The sequence below is a fragment of the Pseudomonas sp. genome, from assembly GCF_049300855.1.
GTDB lineage: Bacteria > Pseudomonadota > Gammaproteobacteria > Pseudomonadales > Pseudomonadaceae > Aquipseudomonas.
The window spans coordinates 457,818-481,430 of sequence record NZ_JBAQKH010000026.1 but is presented as its reverse complement, the minus strand read 5'-3'; the positions used below and the strand labels follow the sequence as shown (position 1 = coordinate 481,430).

Sequence of the window (23,613 nt, the reverse complement as noted above, 5' to 3'; positions counted from 1 at the left end):
GGGCACGTCATCGCAAACTGTCGTAGTCCGACAGGGCAGATAAGACATCTGCAACGGGGATGAACAGTGATTTGGTGTAATACGCCTTATAACCCGTTGCCGTAACCACCACTTTGCACGGAATCATTTGCTTGTCTTTCAACAAGCCTTTTATGGCGTCACGACTCAAGTACTTCGAGGTCCTTTTCTTTTCACCAACGTCCTTGAAAGCAATGCTCGCGGTGTATCCGAATCCGGCCTTGTTCAAATGCTCCCTGTTTTCTCTGACCAACCCCATTGCTGCTTTCGATATCGTATGTTCAATGGAAAAGTCCGAGTCATCACCCAAGGCACAAATAAACACCTGATCAAAGCTGTTCGCTTTCTTTTCCCGCCAGAAAATCTCCAGCAGTTCCACATCCGAATTGAAATTGACCTCAAAAAAAACGCTTTTCGAGCGCGGCGTAATCGATTCATAGCCCAACGTCGCGGGTGTAATGTCATGAGACTTTGCGCAAGCAACGCACAATAACGAAACAACGATCAGCAATATCCATCTCATGCACCTTCCCTCAAGTAACCAGCGATTGAACTCGCCGACAAATCCAATGCTGACTGCCCGCACTCCAGCTCGGACTCATACAATCTCAAGGCCGAGTAATGGTTGAATTTGACGATCCCCATAACATCGGGACCGGATTCGATATCCCACTTGCCCCCCACCCAAGCGACTACGTCGGTTCGATCCATCTCGTCAGGCTCTGCCCGAACGTTGATCCAGGTTTCAGCCTTGGGCGTTGGCTCCGACCAGTAAATATCCGAAATCAACGCCACCATCACACCTTCTCCCACAGGATCCAGAGTAACGAGCATTTTTACGATATAACCTTTATCGGTGAGAATCTGCGACAAATGCGCGCCGTTCCACCCGCCCAAACTATGACCCACAATGTAGACATGTGCGGACTTGTGAGGCAGCTTGGAGAATACAAACTCTTCGAGGTCGGCATCCCCTTTTACATCGTTGTATCCCATGTAATAGGGTTGGAATTTGCCGCCATAGCTCGAACCTAAACGGATCTGCAAAGCTTCCATGGCCCGCAAGGTGTAGTTGCTAGGCCCGTCTCCGTAGTAACTTTCCGAGTCGCCAGCACCGCCAATGAAAAAAGCCACAACCTCTCTGGCAAGCGTCACAGGTTTGACCGTCTGATCCTCTTTTGTCGTCAACTCATGACTGGCGACCAGTCTCCCGATGCATCCTTGAACGGCTCCGGATTGAGCTCCCATCGGTATTACTCCACGTACAGTTTGATGGTTTCTTTGAGGTGCGAACTGACCGTGTGGGTATGACCCTTGGCATCAGTGACGCCTCGTTCCAGCGTTCCATCCGCCCGTTCGATGACGTAGGCAATATAGGAAAGCGGTTCACCGCTGTTTTCATCAACAATCTGCATCCGATCATTGAAATGCACCGGCATCGGCAACAACCCACTAAACGCCGCACCACCGCCGCTCTGGCCGATAATCACCGTCCCCGACCCACCGACCACAACATTGCCGTGGCCTCCGGTGCTGTCGAGCGTGGCGGCATTCAGGCCGTTGATGAATACGGTGCCGGAAACGGCGCCGGTAATCGGGCTGCCGCACGCCGATTTATCGGTCATGCGCGCAGCCGCGAGGCCGTCGAAGAAGACGTTCGGCGAGCCGGAAGCAATCGGGTTGGTGCCATGGCCTGGCAATGGGCAAGCGGTCGGGTCGGTGACGCGTGCAGCAGGTTTACCACTCAATTCAAAGCTCCTTGCTTCAGGGGTTCCGGGTGCGGCTGGTGGAGATCGACATCGGTCGCGGCGAAGCGCCAGCGGTTGTCGACGGGGTCGAACAGGGCGTGGCAGTGTTCACGGCTGTCGGGGGATGTAGCGATGTGCAGATGTTGCCAGGCTTGATCGACATGCCATGCCAGCTCGGCAGGCGTCGCGTCATCCAGCTCGTTGAGCCAGGCGTTGTAGTTGCGCAGGTGATTGCGCTCGTAAGTCGATTGCAGCAAATCGGCCATTTTTGCGCCGAGGTCCAGATGATGTTCGGCCGTCCACTGACCGATTTCGGAATAGGCGTACCAGCCCATCGGCATCAACCCGCCGTCCTTGAGTAGCGAATGCCCGGCAGGAGCGACGAAACCGCAACAGATGTGCAGCGTCAGCCAGCCTTGATGGGCGTCGATAAACGCCGTCGGATCGAAGGTGCGCAGCGCTATTACGCGGTAATTGTCGAGCCCGGTACTGCGCGTCATCAACTCGGCATCGAGGCGTGACACGAACGCACGAATGGCTTTGCCGCCCGTGCTGTTTGTCGTGCAGAGAATGTCGACCGGTTGGCGCTGGGGGTTGTCGCTCGAGCCTGAGTTTTTCACCAGGCCGTACAGACGCATTGTCGCCCGTAGTCCGCTCATCGCTGGACACTCGTTGACGCAGCGAAGGTTCCACGGGCGCGGAGAAATTGTGCCATAGGCATTGCAGGTGTCATCCATGAGCGTGCAAAAATGGCGCGTAGGATGCCGGACTAGAGCGCTGGCGACAATCGAATTACTGCCGGATTGCCATCATTGTGCTCAGCCCTCGGCAAACTCACGCAGGACTTTGCCATCCATGCGGTAGCGCACCCACTCTTCCTGCGGTTGCGCGCCGAGCGACTTGTAGAAATCGATGGCCGGCGTGTTCCAGTCGAGCACGCTCCATTCGAAGCGGCCGCAGTCGTTGTCGCAGGCGATTTTCGCCAAGTGACGCAACAAGGTTTTGCCAGCACCGCCGCCGCGTTGTTCGGGGGTGATGTAGAGGTCTTCGAGGTACAGGCAGTTGCTGCCGAGCCAGGTCGAATAGCTGAAGAAGAACACCGCGAAACCGATCGGCAGACCATCGCGCAGGCAGATCAGACCGTGGGCGGTGGCGCCTTCGCCGAACAGGCTGCGTTCGATGTCGGCAACGCTGGCGATGACTTCGTGGCGGGCCTTTTCGAAATCGGCGAGTTCAGTGATGAAGGCGAGGATTTGCGGGGCATCGCTGGGGGTCGCCGGGCGGATTTCGATCGTCATGGACGGGCCTTGTCGGAAAAGGAAAACGCCATACTAAGGCCGTGGGCGGCGCTCGTCACATGGCAAAACACACACTACTCTGCGCAATGTTGCAAACGCTGCAGTTCCCTGTGGGAGCGAGCTTGCTCGCGAATACATTCTGTCATTAAACAATGCAGGTGACTGCAAGGACGCCTTCGCGAGCAAGCCCGCGCCCACAGGGACTTCGACAATCTGAAAGGATGCTTATGAACCTTGAGTTTTTTACACCCGTGGCGGCACTGGCAGCAGAGTTACTGCCACACGCTCTGGAGCCGTCCGACGACGGCGCTCACGACCTCGCGCACCTGCAACGGGTCTGGCACAACGTGCGTACGCTGCATGAAGAAGAAGGCGGCGATCTTGAGGTGTTGTTGGCCGCCGTGCTGCTGCACGATTGCGTGGCCGTCGAGAAGAATTCGCCACTGCGTTCGCAGGCTTCGCGTCTTGCGGCGGAAAAAGCTTCTGCAGTATTAGCCGGTATGAATTGGCCGACAGCGAAAATCAGTGAAGTTGCCCACGCCATCGAAGCCCACAGTTTCTCCGCCAACCTCACCCCGCGCACTCGCGAAGCGAAAATCGTCCAGGACGCCGACCGCCTCGACTCACTCGGCATGCTCGGCGTCGCCCGTACGTTCTATATCGCCGGGCGCATGGGCTCGGCGTTGTACGACCCGCAGGATCCCGAGGCGAAAGCGCGCGATTACGACGACAAGCGTTTTTGCCTCGATCATTTCCAGACCAAACTGCTGCATCTCGCTGACGGTTTCCAGACCCGTTCTGGCCAGGGTCTGGCGCAAGTCCGGCATCAACGCCTGAAGGGTTTCATGGAGCAGTTCAAGGAAGAAATCGGCATCGCCTGAGCGTTACTCCGGCGTGCCGTGATCCTGACTTCGCCAAGCTCAGACCTAAGCCGCCTGCCTGACGTGTTAAACAGACGACGCTGAATTTTTCCGCTCAAGGATTCGCGTCATGTCGCAAGCAACACCTAAGGTCTCAGGCAAGTTGTTCGGTCTGTTCTGCTTCGCCAGTTATCTGCTGTCGCTGTCCTATGGCTCGACGTTTTTGCTGTCGTTGCTGATCGCTTCTCGTGGAGGCAATGAACACGATGCCGGCAGTGTGATTTCGGCGGCGATGCTCAGCACGTTTGTCGCGGTGCTGGTGTCCGGGCATTTGTCGGACTGGCTGGGTGCAGCGCGTTCGATTGCCCTGTTCGGGCTGTTGCTGGTGGCGGCAAGTCTGGGTTTTGCGCTGACACCGGGGTTTGGTCATCTGTTATTGGTTTTCGGTTTGTTGTTGGGCTTGGGCTGGGGCGTTTTCTACACCTTGGGGCCGATCATCGTCGCCAGTCTGGTGACCCCGGCGCAGCGCGCCAAGTACTTCGCGCTGCTGTCGGGCAGCATGATGACCGGGATCGGCAGCGGCCCGTTGCTCGGACGAGCAGCCAGTGCGCTGGGCTTGCCAGTGACCTCGGCGTTTTACCTGGCGGCGTTGGCAAGCCTGATCGGGGTGCTGCTGTTCTGGCGGCTTGGCGCAAAACTGAAAAGCACGCAAGCCCCGACAGCGGCAAAAATCAGCTGGCAAGCGACCGCTCAAGTGCTCAGCTCACGCGCACTGTTTGCGATCATCATGGTTGGGCTCGGCGGTTGCGTATTCGGTGGTCTGTCGAGTTTTCAGACCAGTTACGCGGCAGCGCGCTCGCTGGACTATTCGTTGTTCTTTCTCGGCTTCATGGGCGCGGCAATCAGCAGCCGAATGCTGATCGCAGGCTTTGTGGTCAAACGTGATCCGCTGCGGGCGTCGTGTCTGCTGTCAGGGCTGATGTTGGGTTCGATTGTGCTGTTCGCGTTCGGCGTGCACAACGGATTCACTTACCTGTTGGCAGCCGTGATGCTCGGCGTCGGTTACGGCCTGACGTATTCGGTGATCAACGGCCTGGCGGCCAACGAAGCTCCAGCCGGCACCACGTCGCAGGCCTTGTTGCTGTTCAGTCTTTCGTACTTCATCGGCGTGTTCGGCTTCCCGTTACTGGCCGGGAAAATCATCGTCGAGCACGGCATGAGCACGCTGCTTCTGACGGTGCTGATCGTAGCGTTGGCCAATTGGTTGATCACACTTGGCCGCCTGCTCTGGCGTCGGCTCAATGGCAAAACCGTGCAGGCAATCCAGACCGTTCGTCGTTCATCAGGCACCAATCCGATCAGAGGGCAGACCAAAGACAGGTAAGGATTCCAATCACTGGAGAAGCCCTATGATCCCGTCAAGGTTGACCGCTTTCGTATTCAGCGCCCTGCTCTGCCCTGCGGTTTTCGCCGCATCCGCCACCGCAGCGGGCACCGGCCCTACCGACCCGACCCCGCCCCGCGCGCCCGCCATCAACAGTGCCCCCGGTATGAATACCGACGGCTCCGGCGTCCCCCTGATCAATCAGCCTCCCGCCACCGGCACTGATCCGCGCACTCAGGGCAGTGACCCGGGTCGTCAGGGCGGCATGAACACCCCCGACGCCCCTGCAATGCCAGACAACGCCGGCCCCGGCGTCGGCTCGAAAACCACCACCGGTGGCTCCGGTTCCGAAGGCTCCGGTCAGTAGTTCGCCGACGCGAGCGTCCTATTCACATCCATGAAGAGGTACCCATGAACGTCGATAAAAACCTGGAAAAAGAAGTCCTCACCCGCCTGCTGCACGCCCATCCGAGTGGTTTGGGCAAGGAGGTGCTGGACAATTACCGGGGCGAGAAGGTCGTGGCCAGCGCCCTCGCCGCTTTGCAGGATCGTGGACTGATTCACCACGGGCATGTGACCTGCAACGAGGCTGGCGAACATTCGCTGAACCTGCCGATCAAGCTCAGCGCCGCTGGCGTTGAGGCGGCGCGCAAGCTGGATCTGCAGTAGTCCTGCGGCCGCTCGCTGCCGATGCGGCGAGCGGCCAATTCAAGTTCTGTTTTGAGGGTGATGGCCTCATCGCTGGCAAGCCAGCTCCCACAGGGACCGGGGTGTACACAAACGTGTGTTCACCGCAAAAAACTGTGGGAGTTGGCTTGCCAACGAGTGCGGTAGATCAGGCGCCGCCGGAATCGCGGACAAATGCAGCCACTTCGGCCGCCCCCGGCGAAGTCGCCGGCCCCCAGCGCGTCACCGCGATAGCCGCTGCCGCATTCGCCCGCCGCGCCGCTTCATGTGCGGTCAAACCCTGCGCCAGTCCGGCAACAAACACCCCGGCATGGGCATCACCAGCGCCATTGCTGTCGACCGCTTTCACCGCAAACCCGGGCACATGCCGACGCTCATCGCGCTGATGAATCCAGCAGCCCTGCGGCCCGTCCCTTACCACCATCAACACATCGCTGGGCAGGTGCTCAGCGAGACTATCCAGCGCCGCGCCAATATCATCAGCGCCGGTAAACCGCAGTGCTTCAACACTGTTGCTGGTCCACACATCGATGCGCGGCAGCAACGCCTGCATCATCGGCGAGTCCGGCGACTCCACCAACGGGCCCGGATCGAACACCACGTTGATCGAGTCCGGCAGTGCCAGCGTCCAGTCGAGCAACGCCTGGGCCTTGCCTTCGTGGAGCAGGCTGTAGCCACTCAGATAAACGTAATCGCCCGCCTCCGCCGCAACGCTGTTCAGATCCTCTTCGGTCACCTCACCTTCCGCGCCGATATAGGAAATGAAACTGCGCTCGGCCGACGCATCCGTCAGCGCCACACATAAACCGGTGTCCTTCTGCGCGGGTTCGGTAATGCCGATGTGAATCCCTTCGGCGTTCATCGCCTGCCGCGCGAGATCGCCGAAACGCCCGCTGCCATGGCGACCGAGGTAAACCACCGGCAAGCCATTACGCACCGCCGCCGCCATCACGTTGAACCCGCCACCGGCTTCGAAACCCGCCGACTGCGCCAGCACATCACCGCCAATCTGCGGCAGCTTATCCACGGCCATGACCAGGTCGATGATGACCTGGCCGGTGTGCAACATCTTAGGCATGAGCATTCTCGGTTTGCGCGGCGCGGCGATCTTTCGCCCCGCCGAGGACGAAGTAAATGCCACCGGCGACCACGAAGGTCACGATCCAGCCGAGGCCGTTGTGGCCCAGCCACGAATCGGACAGGAAGCCCTTGAACCAGACGTTCTCGGCAGTGGTGCCGATGGTGGTGAAGCTGAAGCCAAGGACGATGGCAATCGCCCACGCACCAAACGCGCGCCACTCGATGCCGCCGCGATACCAGTAGGCGCTGCTCGGGCTGACGTCGAGCAGGTCTTTGGGGCTGTAGTAGTGACGGTGAATCAGGTCGACGACGAAGATCCCGACCCACGCAGTGATCGGCACTGCCAGCAGGGAAATGAAGGTAATGAACGGGCCGTAGAAGCTGTCGGCAATCAGCATGAAGTAGATCGAACCGGCGAAGATCGCGACGATGTCGACCACCACCGCGTAGACGCGTTTGACCTTGAGGCCGAGGGTCAGCGTGGTCAAACCGGCGGAGTACACCGACAGGTTGTTCGACAGCAGCAGGCCACCGAATGCGGTGATCAGGTAAGGCACCGCCATCCACGTCGGCAACATGTCGCGAATCGCCACGATCGGGTCAGTCGCCGACGCCAGATCATTGTTGCCAACTGACAGCAAGCCGCCGAGGGTGATCAACAGCACCAGCGGAATGCCCGCACCGAACGCGGCAGAAGCAACAAGGCGCACAGCCTTGACGCTGCGATGCTGATAGCGCGACATGTCGGCGCCAGCGTTGGCCCAACCGATGCCGGTGCCGGCGGCCATGGTGCCGATGCCGATGATCATTGCGCTCACCGGCGCGGGCGTGGCGTTGAACACCGCGCTCCAATCGATGGTCGCACAGAGGAAACCACCGACCAGCAGGTTCAACGCGCCGAACACGTAGGTCGCCCACTTCTGGATCACCAGCAAAGTCGCGTGACCGAGGCCGGACACCGACAAGGTCAGCAGGACGAAAATCGCGATGAAAATCAGCGTCAGCACCGGTGCGCTTTTCGCTTCAACGGGTGAGCCGAACAGGATCGAGCACAGCGACAGCAGCACGAATGCCGCAGTGGTGGTGTTGACGGTTTCCCAGCCCAGTCGCGACATCAGCGAGACCAGCGTCGGGCCGATATTGCCCCGTACGCCGAAGATCGCTCGTGACAAGGTCAGGCTCGGTGCTCGGCCACGGCGGCCGGCAATCGAGATGATCCCGACCACCGCAAATGAACCGGCCGCGCCGATGATTGCGACGATGATCGCCTGCCAGATCGCCAAGCCGCGAAACGCGACCAGCGTGGCGCCCAGTGGCAGGCCGAGAATCGAGATGTTGGCGGCGAACCAGACCCAGAACAGTTGCAGCGGATGACCGTTGCACTCGGCTTCCGGCACCGGTTCGATGCCGCGGGTTTCCAGTTGCCCGGCGCTTTGCCCGGCGTTTGATGAACTCATGAAGGTGCTCCTGTTTGCCTTTTTTGTGGTTGTGGCAATGATGCAAAACGACAAGACATCGCGGCCGTCCTCGGCCTGTCTGCGCGATCCATTGCGGGTTGAAAATTCGAATATGCAGTGCGCCTATCGCTGGCAAGCCAGCTCCCACAGGGATCGGGGTGTACACAAATGTGTGTTCACAGCGAAAACCTGTGGGAGCTGGCTTGCCAGCGATGACGTCAGTCCAATCAGCGCAAGGCCAACAGCCCCTGCACCAACGGCTCAAGCTCAAGATGATTGACGACTTTCACCGTCTCGATCATCTCGGCAGGCCAACTCTCAAGACCCAGGCAGGCCCCCAGCATCGCGCCAAGAATCGCGGCGATGGTGTCAGTGTCACCGCCAAGACTGGCGGCCATGCACAGCGCCTCGAAAGCGCTCATCTCACCGACCGCCACTTGCTGCGCCAGCGCAAACGACACCACCACCGACTCCTGCGACGCCACCGAAGTGCCGATCACGTCGTAGAGCAGATCCGCGAGCAAAGCCTTGTCGCTGTCGACACTGATGGTGCGCGCCCAACTGATGCGCGAGGCGATCCGCCCACCCGCCACCCAATGGCCGTGTGATTCCGCTTGTTGAGCGATTTGCTGACCGAGGTTCAACGCCTCGCCCAGGTCCATGCCATTGATGCCGGCGGATACCACCGCCGCCACCGCCGCCGCACTGGAAATCCCCAGCGTGGTGTTGTGGGTGACCTGGCAAGCCTGCACCACCGCCGCAATAAACCGCTCCGGATCGGCGACATCCGCCGCGATCCCGACTGGCGTGATGCGCATGGCCGCGCCGTTAGTGGTGCCGTAACGCCCGGCCTCTTCCGGCGAGTGCCCGGCGAGGATCATTTCAATGGCGCGTTTGGTCGATGGGCCGAGCAAATCCTGCGAGCCCTTGGCCTGCATCTCGGCTTCCCACTCGATCAGGCGTTGCGCGAGGATCGCCGGTTCGATGCGGCCCTTGCCTTCGACCAGCAACTCGCCGACCAGAATGGCCTGCTCGGTGTCATCGGTGATCGAGCCTTTGGGCATGTTTGCGGCGATGGGTTGCAGTGGCCCGGCATCCTGCAGATCGGTGATTGTGCCGAAACGGGTCTTGATGGTTTCGCGGTTCAGCGATTGCGTCGGCATGCCCAGCGCGTCGCCGAGGGCCAGGCCATAGAAAGCGCCGAGGGCACGGTTGAGCGCGGTCATTTCGATTCTCCAAATTGCAGGTGCAGACGGAAATGCACCGGGTCGAGCAAACTTTCCACCTGTTCCATGAAACGGTTCTGCCGGTCGTAGGTGGTGCGCAGCGCTTTGAGAAATACCGTGCCTTCAGGCCGGCCGAGCAGTCCGGCGTCTTCGGCATTCAGCGGTTCGGCGCCGATCCACTGGTCGCCGCGTTCGCCGATGTAGCCATAGGCGGCCAAGGTGATGGTCAGGGAATTGTCGATCAGACCGACGCGCGGCAGGCTTTCCAGGCCGCCGCTGGCCGGCATCAATGAGCGTTCGAGGGACACCAGCGTGCCGGCAGTGGAGCGGCGACGGCGGTCAAGAGTGATGAACTGGTCAGTGCCGAAACGCGCCAGTAGATCGGGCCGGGTCACGGCTTCCAGACGCAACACTTCGGTATTGATCATCGCCCCGCTGTCGGCCAAGGCCTGCGCCCAGCCGCTGCGCTGGTCGAGGGCAACACCGTCGAAGGTGACGATGGAGCCGACGCCGCTTTGCGTGGCGATGTAATTGCGCCGTTTCAGTTCGGCCAGCGCTTCACGCAGCGTACCTCGGCTGACTTGGAATTCTTGAGCCAACTGATGTTCGCCGGGCAACAGAAAGCCGTCCTCCATGAGACCGCTTTCGATGCGCCGGACGAGTTCGTCGACCACCCGTTGTTTCTTGTCAAATCGTACCTGTCTAATCATGTACAAATTGATAACCGAAACGGGTGCGGGCGGGCAAGGTAAATTTACGGGTAGTGACGAAAGGCGGGAGAATAAAAAGCCCCTCACCCTAGCCCTCTCCCGGAGGGAGAGGGGACTGATCGAGGTGTTTATTCGAATTACATCGACCTGAAATATCCAGTCGAACTCAGGTTTGAAAAGCTAGGAGATCTGCTCCCTTTCCCCCTCTCCCTCTGGGAGAGGGCTGGGGTGAGGGGCTCTTGATCTTAGCGTTGCTTCAGACGGTCAATGACCACAGCCAGCAGCAAGATCGAACCACGAATCACATACTGATAAAACGTATCAATATTCTTCAAGTTCATCGCATTCTCAATAATCGCCAGAATCAACACCCCGGCAATCACATGCCGGATCATGCCAATCCCGCCACTCAACGACACCCCGCCCAACACGCAAGCCGAGATCACCGTCAGTTCAAAACCCTGACCAATCATCGGCTGCCCCGACGTCATCCGCGAAGCCAGAATCACCCCGGCCAGCGCACCAATCACACCGTGCACGGCAAAGATAATGATCTTGGTCCGGTCAACGTTCACACCCGCCAGCAGCGCCGCTTCCTGGTTGCCGCCGATGGCCATGGTGTTGCGCCCGTAGGTGGTGTAATTCAGCAGCCAGCCGAAAAACAGAAAGCAGACGATGGTGATCAGAATCGGCACCGGCACGCCAAACAACTGGCCGTTGCCGAACACGAAGAACGATTCCTGCGACACGCCCACCGCTTTACCGTTGGCAAAAATGTACGCCAGACCGCGAACGATCTGCATGGTCGCCAACGTCGTGATCAAGGCATTGACCCGCAACTTGGCGATCACGATGCCGTTGATCAGCCCGACAATCAGGCCCATCACCAACGCCGCACTGACACCGAGAAACACACTGTTGGTGTCACGCATCACCACCGCCGCAACCACGCCGGCGCAGGCAATCACCGAGCCTACCGACAAGTCGAAATGCCCCGACGCCAGGCAGTACAACATCGTGCAGGCGGCAATCCCGGTGGTGGAAATCGCCAGGCCCAGGCCACGCATGTTCAGCGGCGAAAGGAAGTTGTCGATCAACAGCGTGCAGGCAATGAAGATGCCGATCGCTGCCAGCAGCATGACCCAGTCATCGAGGAAGCGGCGCATGTCCAACGGTTTGCGCTCTTTGGGCAGGGTTTCGTTTTGGGTTGTCATCATAGTCACCTCTCAGTTCGCCACGCCGTCAGCGCGGTGGCGCGGCAAAGCCAGTTGCAGCAGGTTGGATTCATTGGCCTGGTCGCGGCTGATTTCGCCGCGCAGGGCGCCTTCGCAGAGCACCAGAATGCGGTCGGAAATACCCATCACTTCCATCAGGTCGCTGGACACCACGATCACCGAAATGCCTTCGGCGGCGAGGTTGTGGATGATCTGGTAGATCTCCGCTTTGGCGCCGATGTCGATGCCACGCGTCGGCTCATCGAGCAGCAAAACTTTCATCGGCATCGACAGCCAGCGACCGAGAATGGCCTTCTGCTGATTGCCGCCGGAAAGGAATTTGATCTGTTGCCCGGCGTGTGGCGTTTTCACCTTCAGCGCCTTGATCTGTTTGTCGGCGTTGCCCTTTTCCCACAAGCCGCGAATCAGACAACCGAGGCCGGAATTGGCACCGCGCGCACTGATGTTGATGTTCTCGGCAACGCTGGCCAGCGGGATGATGCCTTCCTTCTTGCGATCCTCCGGGCAGAGCAAAATCCCGGCGGCAATCGCGTCGCGCGGTGAACGCAGTTTCAGTTCATGACCGCGCAATTCGAGGCGTCCGGCGGTATTGCGTTCCAGTCCGCTGAGCAGGCGAAACAGCTCGGTACGCCCTGCCCCGACCAATCCGAACAGGCCAAGGATTTCACCTTTATGCGCCTCGAAACTGATCGGCTCGCGCAGCCCCGGGCCGAGCAAGCCATCGACCTTCAGCGCCACCGCGCCACGCGGACGATGGCGGTAATCGTAGATGTCCTGAATGTCGCGACCGACCATGCAGGTCACCAGTTGATCGTGGGTCAACTGGCTCATGTCGTCGAAGGTGCGCACGTAGCGGCCGTCCTTGAACACCGTCACGGCGTCGCAGATGCGGAACACTTCTTCCATGCGATGCGAGACGTAGAGCACGACTTTGCCTTCGTCACGCAGGCGGCCGATGATCGCCATCAAGCGGTCGATCTCACGGGCCGAAAGGCTGCTGGTCGGTTCGTCGAAAGCGATGACATGGGCGCCGCGCGATAACGCTTTGGCGATTTCCACCAACTGACGCTGGCCGAGGGACAGCCGTCCGACTTTGGTCTGCGGGTCGATTTCGTCAGCCAGGCCTTTCAGACAATTCAACGCTTGCTGACGCAGTGTGCCGCGATTGATCAAGCCGAAACTGGCCGGCAGGTGGCCGAGAAACAGGTTTTCGGCGACGGTCATTTCCGGGACCAGATGCAGCTCCTGGTGAATCACCGCGACGCCGCTGCCGATGCTGTCCGCCGTCGACTTGAACGCCATGGTCTGCTCGCCGATCACCAACTCGCCGCTGCTCGGAATGTAGGCACCGCCGAGGATTTTCAGCAGGGTCGATTTGCCGGCGCCGTTCTCGCCCATCAAGGCATGAACCTGGCCCGGATGCGCGACGAAGCTGATCGCGTCCAGCGCTTTCACGCCGGGAAAGGTTTTGCCGATCCCGTTGAAGCGCAGGCTGCCGCCGGCGCCGTGTTGTTGTGTTTGTACTTGCGCGTGCATAAAGCCACCTCTTCACACCGAAAAACGGCCCGGCTGCCCGGGCCGTCGCTGCATCAGTTCCACAAGCCGATTTTTTCCAGCTCTTGCTTGAAGTTCTCGCGGGTGATCAGGGTGACGTCGTCCATCGCGGTGTACTTCGGCGGTTCTTTGCCGGTGGTGACCCACTCGTACATCATTTCGGCAGTCTTGTAGCCTTCGATGTGCGGGCTTGGCAGCATCGAGCCGAAGAAGCCGCTGTTAGGCTTTTTCAGTTCACCGATGGCGTCAGTACCGTTGATGCCGATGCCGATCACGTTGGTCGCGGCAAAACCGGCGGCTTCGGTGGCGCGCACGCCGCCGAGCACGGTGTTGTCGTTCATACCGCCGATGATCAGGTTTTTCGCAGCGCTTGGCAGTTTCACCAGCGCCGAGTTGGTGGCGTCCATGCTGCCCGGCACGTCGAGGGTTTTCAGTGCGGCGAACAGAATGTGGTCTTTCGGCATGCCGGCGTCTTCAAGGGATTTCACCGAGCCGTCGGTGCGTTTCTTGCCGGTGTCGAGTTCGTTGTAGGTGTTGACCACCGCGTAGGTGTCTTTCCAGTCCCAATTACGCTTTTTCGCTTCGGCGACCATCGCGTTGCCCTGTTTCTGGCCAACTTCGAACGCGGCCATGCCAAGGTACGGCACGTCTTCCATGAATTTGCCGTTGGCGTCGACGAAACGGTCATCGACGGCAATCACTTTCAGGTCATTGAGCTTGGCTTTGGCCATGATTGCCGGGCCGAGCGAGACATCCGGCGGGCAGATCACAAAACCCTTGGCGCCGTTGGCAGCGAGGCTGTCGATGGCCGAGAGGGTTTTCTCACCGTCCGGCACAGCGATCTTGATCAGTTCAAAGCCCTTGTCCTTGGCGGCTTTTTCGGCGAAGGCCCACTCGGTCTGGAACCACGGTTCTTCCGCCTGCTTGACCAGAAAACCGATTTTCACGGTGTCGGCAGCGAGCAGCGCACTGCTCAGGCTGAACGCGGTGACCGCCAGGGCGGTACTGCACAGGGTACGAATCCCGAAACGACGTTTCATAAGCTGACTCCTTGTTATTTTTTTTGAGCAATGTTTGAAAAGCGTTAAAGCGTGTTCCTGCAAAGCCTGTTGAAAATAGTCATATCGTATGATGATTGGATTTCACACGGATTTACCCCCGTGAAAGCCAATGCACTCAGTCGTGGTACATCACCGAGCGCCCACCATCGATGGTGATGCATGAAGCATTGATGAATGGCGCCTCATCACTGGCCAGAAACACCGCGGTCATCGCCACTTCAAGCGGCTGGCCGATGCGTTTTGGCGGGTGCAGATCGAAGGCGCGTTGACGTTCGGCGTGCGGGTCGGCGAAACCGTTCCAGTAATCGACGTTCAGTTGCGTTTCGATATAGCCGGGGGCGATAGCGTTGACGCGAATGCCTTTCGCCGCGTATTCGATGCCGAGTGCGCGAGTCAGGCCGAGCAAACCGTGCTTGGCCACCGGGTACGGGAAGCAGCCGGGAATGATGTGGCTGGAATGGGTCGAGGCGATGTTGATGATGCTGCCGACGCCCTGCTCGATCATCTGCGGCAGCACCGCTTTGCAGCCGAACCAGGCGCCGTCCAGATCAATGGCAAAACAGCGATGCCAATCTTCCTCAGTCATTTCCAGCGGATCACGGAACACATTGACCCCGGCGCAATTGACCAGCACGTCGATGCGCCCGTGCAGCTCAACGGCGCGTTTGGCCATGGCGTGCAGATCGTGCTGACGCGAGACATCCGCCTTCAGCGCCTGCACATCAAAACCCTGCTCGCGCCAATGCGCGGCAACCTGTTCGACCTTCTCGGCCTGGATATCACTGATGACCAGTTTCGCTTGCTGTGAGGCGAAAGCAGCGACGATGGCCTCGCCGATGCCCTGAGCGGCGCCGGTCAGTAGCACGACCTTGTTTTTCAGTCGCTCGCCCTTCGGCGGTGCAGGCACCGGTGGCAGGGAAAGAGGTTCAGCCATGGAACAGGACTCCTGTTTCGCGAGCACAAAAAAACCGGGCATCTGCCGATGTCCGGTCTGGAAGGCGTTCTGAACGAAACAGGCAGGCGCGGCCGACAGCTTGGGGCCGTTGCGAGACGCGGACTCCGCTCGGGAGTGCGATAGAGATTCGCTGCATCACTTCACCTGTTTTGTTCTTTTTAAGTGTGAGTGCGTGTTACTGCTGCTGCCGACTATAAACCCGACCGCCAAATAATCTCAATATATAATTTTGCATCCCATATTTTGGGATTATCCAGCAAAGCGTGTGCAGAGTTTTCCGGGCACGTCGACGCGCATCGACAGCACCGCGCCATCCAATGGATGGTTGTGCGGGCTCTGGGCGCTGGTGATGTACAGGGTTTTCAAATCTTCACCGCCGAACACGCAACTGGTCGGGCGGCTGACAGGCAGGTCGATTTTGCGCTCGACTTTGCCATCCGGTGACAGACGCAGTAGGCAACTGCCGTCCCAGCGGGCATTCCAGATGTAGCCTTCGGCGTCCATCGCTGACCCGTCCGGGCCGCCCTGCTGATCAGGACCGTAGAAGACTTGTGCGGCATCGAGGTTGCCGTCGGTGTGAATGAAATATCGGTAGAGCGTGCTGTCGAGACTGTCGCCGAACAACAGCGTCGTGCCGTCGTCGCTCCACAACAAGGTGTTGGGAATTCCCAGATTACGCAGTAACGGTGTGACACGCTTATCGGGATCGATGCGAAACAAACCACCGGAACGACGAACGATTGGCAGATCTTCGCCCTGTTCGCCGATGTTGTTTTGCATGGTGCCGAGCCACAGACGACCCTGGCCATCGCAGCGCGCTTCGTTGGGGCGATTGCCCGGTTGCGGGTCGGCGACGCAGAACAGCGTCAGACGGGGTTCGAGGCCCGGAGAGTCGAGATCGAGACGGTAGACGCCGCTGCTCAGGGTCACCAAGGCATCGCCGCTGGCGCAGGGGATGAACGCGGAAACATGTTCGGGCATCTGCCAGATCTGTACGTTCTGGCCGATCAGACGCAGGGCCTGTTTACCGGCGATATCAACCCAGTACAGTGCCTGGGTCGGTGCGTCCCAGAACGGGCCTTCACCGAGTTGGGCGCGGTGTTGGGTCAGGGCGGTCCACGTCATGACAACTCCTTTCTTTGTTGTTGTTTTATTGTGGGAGCGAGCTTGCTCGCGAAGGCGCAGTGTCAGTCAATGATGATGTATCTGACCTGATGCATTCGCGAGCAAGCTCGCTCCCACAGGGGATCTCGGTGTATTCAGCCGGCTTTTCTGTCAGCCATGACTTTCGGGTAAAAACGTTTGATCGCCAGATCCGCGTTGTCGATCAGGGTCATGCACGCCCACACGCCGCGCGCCGAATCGCGGGCGGCGATGGCGTCGGCCATGTCTTTGTGGATTGGTAACGTGCGGCGCAGTTCATCCGGGTCGGCTGCAGAAACTTCAAATGACACCGCGAGCAACGCGCCGAGCGCCGGGACCATTTGTTCGATGAATTGGTTATGGCTGGCGGCGAGAATGCACTCGTGGAAGACCTGATCGGCGCGGTTGTAATCGATGCCGCTGTCGACGGCACGCTCAAGGGCGTTATAGGCCAGTTGCACCGCTTCGATCTGTTCCAGCGTCGCGCGCTCGCAAGCCCAGCGCACGGCCATGGGTTCGATGGTGCGGCGCAGGTCGAGCAAGTCATCGACGAAGTTTTCCGGCAAGCCATTACGCGACAGCCAACCGACGACCTGCGGATCGAACAGGTTCCAGCGCCGCACCGGCAATACGCGGGTGCCGACTTTCGGCCCGACTTCGAGCATGCCTTTGGCGACGAGGGTTTTGATCGCTTCGCGGATCACCGTGCGGCTGACGCCGAGCTGTTCGCCGAGATCGGCCTCGACCTTGATCGTCTGCCCGGGTTTGACCTGGCCAGCGGCGATCCAGCTGCCCAGCCAGTCAACGGTCGACGCATGAAAGCTGCTGGACATGAACACCTCAAAGCGGATCGCGATGGGTGATCAAGCTAATCATCATACGATTAACAGTCAATCGGGATTTTAAGGTGATTCACAGGGATTCGTGTTTATGGTTCGAGGCCGATGCGGAAGAACTCGCCGCCGCTCCACACACCGAGCCAGCGCTGACCGTCGATTTCGCGGCTGACCGCCAGTTCCACCAGTTGGTAGAACACATTGCGGTGAATCAGCGCTTCAAGGTTGCTGCGTACATGCACGTAAGGTGCAGGCTCCTGCGTCGCCGGATCGATCTCGACCCGAATCGGATGCTCAGGCCCGGCCTCAGCGGTTTCATCGACATTTGTGGTGAAGCGCAACAGCTGCGCCTCCCCCTCGCCTTCAACCTCAACGGCAATTGCCACAAACGGCGCATCATCGACCTTGATCCCGACCTTCTCGACCGGAGTAATCAGGAAGTAATCATCGCCGTCGCGGCGCATGATTGTCGAGAACAGCTTGACCATCGGCTTGCGCCCGATCGGCGTGCCCAGGTAGTACCAGGTGCCGTCGCGGGCGATGCGCATGTCGATGTCGCCGCAGAAGTCCGGGTTCCACAAGTGCACCGGCGGCAAGCCTTTGGTTTTGGGGATTTGTCCCAACAGGTCATTGGCTTTTTGCGGGCCACTCATGGCGTTCTCCTTGAATTATTGGTCGCCGACTCCCAACAGGCTGCGCGCGTACTGTGCCAGCGGCGGGCCGATCAGGTCTTCGGGCTTGTTGTCGTGGAACGTCAGTAAACCGCCACGACTCTTGATCCGTGCAGTATCAATCAAATACTGGGTGCTGGTCTCGATCAACATGATCTGGATGACGCCGCCGTCGATGCCGAGACGATCCACGGCTTCTTGATCGAGCCATTCGTCGGAGTTGCCGATGCGGTCATCAGCCTTGGCGAAACGCGTATACAGCAGATAGTGGGCGCCGGCATCGCGAGCTTCGCCCATCGCCTGATCAAGGCCTTCCGGCGCACGGGCGCGGCGGACCATCGGGAAGTATTCGACGAAACCTTTGAAGGCTTCTTCGGCCACCACGTTGGGGCGCGGGTAAGAACCACCCGGCGGTGCGAATGCGCCTTGAGCGATGTAGATGAACGAGTCCGGCTGAATGCGGAAGTTGTTCACGCGGCGGCTGTCGCTGTGATCCAGCAGGCCCGCATCGCTCATCTGATAGCGAGTGCCTTCGGCCATATCGCTGACAGTCATACAGCCGCCAAGCGCCAAAACGGCCAGCAGCAAAACCAGGCTACGCATCCTATTCCTCCAGAGGCCGGTGACGGAAAACCGGCGAATGGCCGTTGAATGCAGCTTTTGCGCCAGCTCTGGTTCTTCGTTGATTGATAAATCGTATTCGCGAGCAAGCTCGCTCCCACATTCGAAATGCATTCCAAATGTGGGAGCGAGCTTGCTCGCGAAAGCGGTTGTTCAGCCGCCGATAATCTTCATGACGGTCGCGCCGCCCGAGAACGCCACTTCCTGCTTGTCGCCCAACGCCTTGACCAGCAAACGCTGGAGCGCCGGCAAGGCCTGATGACGCGGCTTGTCGAGCAAATCGCCGACATAGTGACGGTTACTCGACGACAGGCAGCCATGCAGCCAACCGGTCGACGACAGGCGCAAACGCGAGCACGTCCGGCAGAACGGTACGCTTTCGTTGGCGATCACACCGAAGTTGCCCAACCCCGGGATCGCATAGCGCACGGCGGTAGCATCCACCGGTGCGTCGGTTTGCGCGTACTCATAACGTTCGCCAATCAGCTCCAGCAACTGCTGCAGGCTGACGAACTGTTGCAGGAACGCATTGTTGTCCTTGGCCAGGTGGCCCATGCGCATCAGCTCGATGAAACGCAGTTCGTATCCGCGCTCCAGGCAGTAATCGAGCAGCGGCATCACCTGATCAAGGTTCTGCCCGCGCAACGGCACCATGTTGACCTTGATCTTCATCCCCGCCGCTGCCGCCTGATCCATGCCGTCGAGCACGGTGGCCAGATCGCCGCCACGGGCAATGCTGCGGAACGCGCTGGCATCGAGGGTATCGAGAGAAACGTTGATCCGGCGCAGACCGGCATCGACCAGCAGCGGCAGTTTTTTCGCGAGGAGTTGACCGTTGGTGGTCAGGCTGATGTCGTCCAGGCCCATCTTGCCGACGGCGCTCATGAACGATTCGAGTTTGGGGCTGACCAGCGGCTCGCCGCCGGTGATGCGCAGCCGTTCGATGCCGGCAGCTTCGATCAGATACGCCACGCCACGCGCCATGGCTTCGGCCGACAATTCATCCTGCGCAGCTACCAACCGCTTGCCGTTGGGCACGCAGTAGGTACAGGCGTAATTGCAGGCTGAGGTCAGGCTGATGCGCAAATTGCGAAAACGCCTGCCTTGACGGTCAACGATCATGATCACTCCGGCGATAGAATTTCGAGCCGCTAAAACTTGACTCACAAATCAAGTTTTAGCAAGCCCTATGCCTGAGTATATTCCTGCGGTACTGCGTCATGTAGCGAAATCATGGCGCAATAAGGCAGCTGAATGGCTCAGCTGCTTGGGATTTCCGGATCGCGCTTGCGCTTGTTGCCCATGCGCACGCCGATGTCCATCAGGAACTGGAAGAAACCTTCCTGATCTTCCAGCACATTGCTCCAGAACGGCGAGTGATACAGCGCGACAGCGCCGTGCACCAGCGCCCAGGCTGCGCAGTAATGGAAGTACGGCGGCACGTCCTCAAGCTTGCCTTCGCTGATGCGGCCCTTGATCAGCAGGGTCAGGCGTTCGAAGTTCGAGGCACGGATCTTGTGCAGCTCCTCGACCATTTCCGGCACCTGATTGCCCTTGACCACTTTCTCTTCGAGGCGGTCGAACAGGCGATAGCGCTGCGGATCACGCATGCGGAATTCGAAGTAGGCGCGGGACAGCGCTTCCTTGTCCTTGTCGACATCCGCCGAATGCAGCAGCTCGTTCAAATCGCGCTCGTAATCGAGCATCAGGCGCAGATAGATCTCCGCCTTGGATTTGAAGTGCTTGTAGATCGTGCCTTTGCCGATACCCACGGCATCAGCAATCATCTCGACGGTGACACTGTCTTCACCTTGGTCGAGGAACAGCTTGAGCGCGGTATCGAGAATTTCTTGCTCGCGGCGACGAAACTCACGGACCTTACGAGGTTCTTTGTGCATAAGAAAAGGTCTGAAGGGTCAAAATTCGAAGCCGCGTATTATGCCTAACTTGCGCAAAAATGCACGGATCATCGACCATATCTGTGTTTCATGTTCGTTTTGAGAACGTTTTGGGCGCAATGAGAACTCAACTGAAGCAAACGTATTCCAAATTTGTTTAAAAACCCCGACCGGCTCACTGGACTGCACGCCAGACTGATCAATACTTGAACTGTCGGGCGACATCTCCCCCAAGTGTCGCGCCGATAAAGGTACCAAGGGACCGCGTGCCTTTGTTTTACTCCTAATGGTCTTAACCCGGATTCACCCCCCAGAACCCGGGTTTTTTTTGCCTGCGATTTGGCGAGTGCTTACAGGGCAGATTTAACACTGGCCAGCGGGAACAGGCGCTTGAAGTTCTCGGTGGTCTGTTCGGCAAAACGTTCGTAGTTCTCACCGCGCAGCATCGCCAGGAATTCCGCCACTTCGCGCACGTACTGTGGCAGGTTGGGCTTGCCGCGATAAGGGATCGGCGCCAGATACGGCGAGTCGGTTTCCACCAGCAGGCGATCGGCCGGGACTTTGCTCGCGACATCGCGCAGTGCATCGGCATTGCGGAACGTGACGATGCCCGACAGGGAAATGTAATAGCCCATGTCCAGCGCCGCTTTAGCCATGTCCCAGTCTTCGGTGAAGCAATGCAGCACGCCGGCCTGCGGCAATGCCGCTTCGCGTAGCAATTCAAGGGTATCGGCACGCGCGCCACGGGTGTGGATGATCACCGGTTTGCCGGTCTGCTGCGCCGCTTGCAGATGCAGACGGAAAGATTCCTGCTGCAGCTCAGCGGCTTCCGGTTCGTAGTGATAATCGAGGCCGGTTTCACCGATCGCCACCACTTTCGGGTGATTGAGTTCGTGCAGCAGCCAGTCCAGCGCAGGCGCCGCACCGGGTTGCACATCCAACGGATGCACACCCACCGAACAATCGACATCGTCATAACGCTCAGCCAGGGCTTTGACGTCAGCGGCGTTGTCGGCACTCACGCCGATGCACAGAAAGTGCCCTACTCCGCGCTGCCGGGCGGCATCGAGTGCGGCATCCAGCGAGCCATCATGGGCGGCGAGGTCGAGGCGATCGAGGTGACAATGGGAATCTACGAGCATAAAAAAGACGGCTACTTACATCGTATGAGTGGGACGGTCGGATTTAAGGGCTCCGGCCAGATGGGTTTCGATGCGACTGCGCGCGGTGTTGTCGCCATCGTTGAACTGCACGCCGACACCGGCAGCGCGGTTGCCTTGCGCCCCTTTGGGGGTGATCCAGGTGACTTTTCCGGCCACCGGAATTTTCTCCGCCTCGTCCATCAGGTTCAGCAACATGAACACCTCGTCGCCCAACTTGTAGCTTTTGTTGGTCGGAATGAACAGGCCACCGTTCTTGATGAACGGCATGTAGGCGGCGTAGAGCACCGACTTGTCCTTGATGGTCAGGGACAAAATGCCGTTGCGCGGTCCCGGGCTGACAGATTCATTCATGCTCACCTCCACTGCTGATGTTCAGAGTCTAGGTACACATTGTTATCTTTGACCAGGCAATCCTGCCCATTGCACCAACAACGCCTCCAGCAGCAAGGCCGGATTGAGGTTGGCCTTGCTCATGACTTTCTGGCGCTGCGCCAGTATCCAGTCCTGAATCTCGAGGACTTTGCCCTGCGCGCTTTTCTGCGCCAGATACTGCACAACCTTGCGCATGTCGGTCAGGCCGAGGCCTGCTTCATCCTGGGTCAATTGATAGCGCAGGATCAGGCTCGACCAGTCGCAGAACCAGTCGAACAGACGCAGCATCGGAATGCTTTTCCATTCTTCGGCCAGTTGCGTCGGCGATTGCTGTTGCTTGAGCAGCTTTTTCACCCCTTCAACCACTTGCGCGCGTTGCTCACGCACGCCTTGAGATTGCAGGCTGACCGCCATCAACGGCGAGCCGGCCGCCAACGTCAGCAATTCGACACGCTCGTCTTCGGAGCAATCCGGCAACGCCTGCGCCAGCCATTGCAAACTCATCGCTTCGCCCGGCAGCGGACAAGCCTGCTGCACGCAACGGCTCTTGATGGTCGGCAGCAAACGACTGGTCTGATGGCTGACCAACAGCAACACGGTATCGCCGGACGGCTCTTCCAGACTTTTCAGCAAGGCGTTGGCGGCGTTGATGTTCATCGACTCGACCGGCTCGATCAGCACCACTTTGCGCCCGCCCATCTGCGCAGTCTGCACCACGAAACTGACCAGATCGCGCACCTGATCGACCTTGATCGCCTTGTCGGCTTCTTCCGGTTCGAGGATGTAGTTATCCGGGTGACTGCCGGCCTTGAGCAGCAGGCAGGATTTGCACTCGCCGCACGCGTCCGGCGTCGGGCGCTGGCAAAGCAGGCTGGCCATCAAGCGTTCGGCCAACGCGCGTTTGCCGATGCCCGCCGGACCGTGCAGCAGATAGGCGTGCGCGTGCTGCTTGCGCCCGGCCAGTTGCTGCCAGAGGCTGTCTTGCCACGGATAGGCCTCAGCCACGGGCCAGCTCCAGCAAATTCGGTATCAGGGTATCCAGCGACTGCTGGACCTTGGCCAATGGCTGGCCAGCGTCGATGCGCACATACCGCGCAGGATCGGCCTCTGCGCGCTTGAGGAACGCGTTACGCACGGCCTCGAAAAACGCCCGGCCTTCCAGTTCGAAGCGATCCAGGCGGCCACGGGCACTGGCGCGGGCCAGACCGATTTCCACCGGCAGATCGAAAATCAGCGTCAAATCCGGACGCAGATCGCCTTGCACGAACGCTTCCAGCGCAGCGATGCGCTCAAGCGACAAACCGCGACCGCCGCCCTGATAGGCGTAGGTCGAATCGGTAAAGCGATCACACAGCACCACCGCACCACGGGCCAGCGCCGGGCGAATCACTTCGGCCAGGTGCTGAGCGCGCGCGGCGAAGACCAACAACAGTTCGGCGTCCGGATTCATGACTTCGTCGGCCGGGGCCAGCAGTACGTCGCGAATCCGCTCGGCCAGCGGCGTGCCGCCAGGCTCGCGGGTCAGCACCACTTCGATACCGGCGGCGCGCAGGCGCTCGGCGAGATACTCGCGGTTGGTGCTCTTGCCGGCGCCTTCCGGGCCTTCCAGGGTAATAAACAAGCCAGTCACAGGCAG

At 59.4% G+C, this 23,613-nt stretch carries 27 protein-coding genes; 4 read left to right on the top strand and 23 right to left on the bottom strand.

The features are described 5' to 3' along the window. Positions 1–7 precede the first annotated feature (7 nt). The 5 genes from WA225_RS11825 to WA225_RS11805 form a co-directional block, all read right to left on the bottom strand. Positions 8–541, bottom strand: a complete 534-nt coding sequence (locus tag WA225_RS11825) for a hypothetical protein (protein ID WP_422608039.1) — start codon at positions 539–541, stop codon at positions 8–10. Next, positions 538–1,266: an alpha/beta hydrolase gene (locus WA225_RS11820; protein WP_422608038.1), complete on the bottom strand. Its 729-nt coding sequence runs from the start codon at positions 1,264–1,266 to the stop codon at positions 538–540. The genes WA225_RS11825 and WA225_RS11820 overlap by 4 nt, the downstream gene beginning before the upstream one ends. 5 nt (positions 1,267–1,271) lie before the next feature. Beyond that, the gene (locus WA225_RS11815; protein ID WP_034155333.1) at positions 1,272–1,766 is read right to left on the bottom strand and encodes a PAAR domain-containing protein; all 495 of its coding nucleotides are present in this window, start codon (positions 1,764–1,766) and stop codon (positions 1,272–1,274) included. Next, on the bottom strand, positions 1,763–2,425 hold the full coding sequence (locus WA225_RS11810) for a hypothetical protein (RefSeq protein ID WP_422608037.1): 663 nt from the start codon (positions 2,423–2,425) through the stop codon (positions 1,763–1,765). Before WA225_RS11810 ends, WA225_RS11815 begins: the two co-directional genes overlap by 4 nt. A 159-nt stretch (positions 2,426–2,584) precedes the next feature. Beyond that, on the bottom strand, positions 2,585–3,064 hold the full coding sequence (locus tag WA225_RS11805; protein ID WP_053122551.1) for a GNAT family N-acetyltransferase: 480 nt from the start codon (positions 3,062–3,064) through the stop codon (positions 2,585–2,587). Between the two features lie 227 nt (positions 3,065–3,291). Between WA225_RS11805 and WA225_RS11800 the strand changes: the two genes are divergently transcribed. The 4 genes from WA225_RS11800 to WA225_RS11785 all read left to right on the top strand — a co-directional run bounded on the left by WA225_RS11800 (position 3,292) and on the right by WA225_RS11785 (position 5,977). Then, a complete protein-coding gene (locus WA225_RS11800; RefSeq protein WP_422608036.1) occupies positions 3,292–3,945 on the top strand; it encodes an HD domain-containing protein in 654 nt (217 codons plus the stop codon). A gap of 109 nt (positions 3,946–4,054) precedes the next feature. Next, positions 4,055–5,308: an MFS transporter gene (locus WA225_RS11795; RefSeq protein ID WP_422608035.1), complete on the top strand. Its 1,254-nt coding sequence runs from the start codon at positions 4,055–4,057 to the stop codon at positions 5,306–5,308. 25 nt (positions 5,309–5,333) lie between these two features. Further along, complete coding sequence (locus WA225_RS11790; RefSeq protein ID WP_422608034.1) at positions 5,334–5,675, top strand: hypothetical protein; 342 nt, start codon at positions 5,334–5,336, stop codon at positions 5,673–5,675. Between the two features lie 44 nt (positions 5,676–5,719). After that, complete coding sequence (locus tag WA225_RS11785; RefSeq protein WP_016986009.1) at positions 5,720–5,977, top strand: hypothetical protein; 258 nt, start codon at positions 5,720–5,722, stop codon at positions 5,975–5,977. 166 nt (positions 5,978–6,143) lie between these two features. Here WA225_RS11785 and WA225_RS11780 read toward each other — a convergent pair whose 3' ends face one another. The 18 genes from WA225_RS11780 to tmk form a co-directional block, all read right to left on the bottom strand. After that, positions 6,144–7,073, bottom strand: coding sequence for a PfkB family carbohydrate kinase (locus WA225_RS11780; protein WP_422608033.1), 930 nt, complete (start codon positions 7,071–7,073; stop codon positions 6,144–6,146). Next, complete coding sequence (locus WA225_RS11775; RefSeq protein ID WP_422608032.1) at positions 7,066–8,532, bottom strand: purine-cytosine permease family protein; 1,467 nt, start codon at positions 8,530–8,532, stop codon at positions 7,066–7,068. The genes WA225_RS11780 and WA225_RS11775 overlap by 8 nt, the downstream gene beginning before the upstream one ends. Positions 8,533–8,759: 227 nt before the next feature. Beyond that, entirely contained in the window at positions 8,760–9,758 is a 999-nt protein-coding gene (locus WA225_RS11770; RefSeq protein WP_422608031.1) for an ADP-ribosylglycohydrolase family protein, read from the bottom strand. Continuing rightward, positions 9,755–10,468, bottom strand: coding sequence for a GntR family transcriptional regulator (locus WA225_RS11765; protein ID WP_422608030.1), 714 nt, complete (start codon positions 10,466–10,468; stop codon positions 9,755–9,757). The genes WA225_RS11770 and WA225_RS11765 overlap by 4 nt, the downstream gene beginning before the upstream one ends. Before the next feature lie 245 nt (positions 10,469–10,713). Further along, positions 10,714–11,682 (bottom strand): L-arabinose ABC transporter permease AraH, encoded by a 969-nt coding sequence (araH, locus tag WA225_RS11760; RefSeq protein ID WP_042704903.1) that lies wholly within the window; start codon positions 11,680–11,682, stop codon positions 10,714–10,716. A gap of 12 nt (positions 11,683–11,694) precedes the next feature. Further along, positions 11,695–13,239 carry an L-arabinose ABC transporter ATP-binding protein AraG gene (araG, locus tag WA225_RS11755; protein ID WP_422608029.1) on the bottom strand — a complete coding sequence of 515 codons (1,545 nt, stop codon included), beginning with the start codon at positions 13,237–13,239 and terminating at the stop codon, positions 11,695–11,697. A 53-nt stretch (positions 13,240–13,292) separates the two neighbouring features. Continuing rightward, positions 13,293–14,297 carry a substrate-binding domain-containing protein gene (locus tag WA225_RS11750; RefSeq protein ID WP_077574064.1) on the bottom strand — a complete coding sequence of 335 codons (1,005 nt, stop codon included), beginning with the start codon at positions 14,295–14,297 and terminating at the stop codon, positions 13,293–13,295. A 136-nt stretch (positions 14,298–14,433) separates the two neighbouring features. After that, entirely contained in the window at positions 14,434–15,252 is an 819-nt protein-coding gene (locus tag WA225_RS11745) for an SDR family oxidoreductase (protein WP_175553511.1), read from the bottom strand. 270 nt (positions 15,253–15,522) lie between these two features. Beyond that, positions 15,523–16,398: an SMP-30/gluconolactonase/LRE family protein gene (locus WA225_RS11740; protein ID WP_422608028.1), complete on the bottom strand. Its 876-nt coding sequence runs from the start codon at positions 16,396–16,398 to the stop codon at positions 15,523–15,525. Positions 16,399–16,532: 134 nt separating this feature from the next. Further along, positions 16,533–17,249, bottom strand: a complete 717-nt coding sequence (locus WA225_RS11735; protein ID WP_077574067.1) for a FadR/GntR family transcriptional regulator — start codon at positions 17,247–17,249, stop codon at positions 16,533–16,535. Between the two features lie 95 nt (positions 17,250–17,344). Next, positions 17,345–17,905: a DUF1285 domain-containing protein gene (locus tag WA225_RS11730; protein ID WP_422608027.1), complete on the bottom strand. Its 561-nt coding sequence runs from the start codon at positions 17,903–17,905 to the stop codon at positions 17,345–17,347. Positions 17,906–17,920: 15 nt separating this feature from the next. After that, positions 17,921–18,526 carry a DUF4823 domain-containing protein gene (locus WA225_RS11725; protein WP_007967613.1) on the bottom strand — a complete coding sequence of 202 codons (606 nt, stop codon included), beginning with the start codon at positions 18,524–18,526 and terminating at the stop codon, positions 17,921–17,923. 171 nt (positions 18,527–18,697) lie between these two features. Then, positions 18,698–19,666, bottom strand: coding sequence for a GTP 3',8-cyclase MoaA (locus tag WA225_RS11720; protein WP_422608026.1), 969 nt, complete (start codon positions 19,664–19,666; stop codon positions 18,698–18,700). Positions 19,667–19,803: 137 nt separating this feature from the next. Next, entirely contained in the window at positions 19,804–20,442 is a 639-nt protein-coding gene (locus tag WA225_RS11715; protein ID WP_160059005.1) for a TetR/AcrR family transcriptional regulator, read from the bottom strand. Between the two features lie 350 nt (positions 20,443–20,792). Continuing rightward, on the bottom strand, positions 20,793–21,584 hold the full coding sequence (locus WA225_RS11710) for a TatD family hydrolase (RefSeq protein ID WP_008086260.1): 792 nt from the start codon (positions 21,582–21,584) through the stop codon (positions 20,793–20,795). A 15-nt stretch (positions 21,585–21,599) separates the two neighbouring features. Then, entirely contained in the window at positions 21,600–21,956 is a 357-nt protein-coding gene (locus WA225_RS11705) for a PilZ domain-containing protein (RefSeq protein WP_064120368.1), read from the bottom strand. Positions 21,957–21,998: 42 nt separating this feature from the next. Further along, positions 21,999–22,982, bottom strand: a complete 984-nt coding sequence (locus tag WA225_RS11700; protein WP_242205856.1) for a DNA polymerase III subunit delta' — start codon at positions 22,980–22,982, stop codon at positions 21,999–22,001. Next, positions 22,975–23,607 carry a dTMP kinase gene (gene tmk / locus WA225_RS11695; protein ID WP_422608025.1) on the bottom strand — a complete coding sequence of 211 codons (633 nt, stop codon included), beginning with the start codon at positions 23,605–23,607 and terminating at the stop codon, positions 22,975–22,977. The genes WA225_RS11700 and tmk overlap by 8 nt, the downstream gene beginning before the upstream one ends. Positions 23,608–23,613 lie beyond the last annotated feature (6 nt).

What these genes read in the sequence shown, in the direction of transcription:
- WA225_RS11715 (WP_160059005.1), bottom strand. Translation starts at nt 20,442, where the DNA reads ATGCACAAAGAACCTCGTAAGGTCCGTGAGTTTCGTCGCCGCGAGCAA.
- WA225_RS11800 (WP_422608036.1), top strand. Translation starts at nt 3,292, where the DNA reads ATGAACCTTGAGTTTTTTACACCCGTGGCGGCACTGGCAGCAGAGTTA.
- WA225_RS11705 (WP_064120368.1), bottom strand. Translation starts at nt 21,956, where the DNA reads ATGAATGAATCTGTCAGCCCGGGACCGCGCAACGGCATTTTGTCCCTG.
- WA225_RS11725 (WP_007967613.1), bottom strand. Translation starts at nt 18,526, where the DNA reads ATGCGTAGCCTGGTTTTGCTGCTGGCCGTTTTGGCGCTTGGCGGCTGT.
- WA225_RS11745 (WP_175553511.1), bottom strand. Translation starts at nt 15,252, where the DNA reads ATGGCTGAACCTCTTTCCCTGCCACCGGTGCCTGCACCGCCGAAGGGC.
- WA225_RS11730 (WP_422608027.1), bottom strand. Translation starts at nt 17,905, where the DNA reads ATGAGTGGCCCGCAAAAAGCCAATGACCTGTTGGGACAAATCCCCAAA.
- WA225_RS11765 (WP_422608030.1), bottom strand. Translation starts at nt 10,468, where the DNA reads ATGATTAGACAGGTACGATTTGACAAGAAACAACGGGTGGTCGACGAA.
- WA225_RS11720 (WP_422608026.1), bottom strand. Translation starts at nt 19,666, where the DNA reads ATGATCGTTGACCGTCAAGGCAGGCGTTTTCGCAATTTGCGCATCAGC.
- WA225_RS11820 (WP_422608038.1), bottom strand. Translation starts at nt 1,266, where the DNA reads ATGGGAGCTCAATCCGGAGCCGTTCAAGGATGCATCGGGAGACTGGTC.
- WA225_RS11775 (WP_422608032.1), bottom strand. Translation starts at nt 8,532, where the DNA reads ATGAGTTCATCAAACGCCGGGCAAAGCGCCGGGCAACTGGAAACCCGC.
- WA225_RS11785 (WP_016986009.1), top strand. Translation starts at nt 5,720, where the DNA reads ATGAACGTCGATAAAAACCTGGAAAAAGAAGTCCTCACCCGCCTGCTG.
- WA225_RS11805 (WP_053122551.1), bottom strand. Translation starts at nt 3,064, where the DNA reads ATGACGATCGAAATCCGCCCGGCGACCCCCAGCGATGCCCCGCAAATC.
- araH (WP_042704903.1), bottom strand. Translation starts at nt 11,682, where the DNA reads ATGACAACCCAAAACGAAACCCTGCCCAAAGAGCGCAAACCGTTGGAC.
- WA225_RS11735 (WP_077574067.1), bottom strand. Translation starts at nt 17,249, where the DNA reads ATGTCCAGCAGCTTTCATGCGTCGACCGTTGACTGGCTGGGCAGCTGG.
- WA225_RS11810 (WP_422608037.1), bottom strand. Translation starts at nt 2,425, where the DNA reads ATGAGCGGACTACGGGCGACAATGCGTCTGTACGGCCTGGTGAAAAAC.
- WA225_RS11790 (WP_422608034.1), top strand. Translation starts at nt 5,334, where the DNA reads ATGATCCCGTCAAGGTTGACCGCTTTCGTATTCAGCGCCCTGCTCTGC.
- WA225_RS11825 (WP_422608039.1), bottom strand. Translation starts at nt 541, where the DNA reads ATGAGATGGATATTGCTGATCGTTGTTTCGTTATTGTGCGTTGCTTGC.
- WA225_RS11795 (WP_422608035.1), top strand. Translation starts at nt 4,055, where the DNA reads ATGTCGCAAGCAACACCTAAGGTCTCAGGCAAGTTGTTCGGTCTGTTC.
- WA225_RS11780 (WP_422608033.1), bottom strand. Translation starts at nt 7,073, where the DNA reads ATGCCTAAGATGTTGCACACCGGCCAGGTCATCATCGACCTGGTCATG.
- WA225_RS11710 (WP_008086260.1), bottom strand. Translation starts at nt 21,584, where the DNA reads ATGCTCGTAGATTCCCATTGTCACCTCGATCGCCTCGACCTCGCCGCC.
- WA225_RS11770 (WP_422608031.1), bottom strand. Translation starts at nt 9,758, where the DNA reads ATGACCGCGCTCAACCGTGCCCTCGGCGCTTTCTATGGCCTGGCCCTC.
- WA225_RS11740 (WP_422608028.1), bottom strand. Translation starts at nt 16,398, where the DNA reads ATGACGTGGACCGCCCTGACCCAACACCGCGCCCAACTCGGTGAAGGC.
- araG (WP_422608029.1), bottom strand. Translation starts at nt 13,239, where the DNA reads ATGCACGCGCAAGTACAAACACAACAACACGGCGCCGGCGGCAGCCTG.
- WA225_RS11750 (WP_077574064.1), bottom strand. Translation starts at nt 14,297, where the DNA reads ATGAAACGTCGTTTCGGGATTCGTACCCTGTGCAGTACCGCCCTGGCG.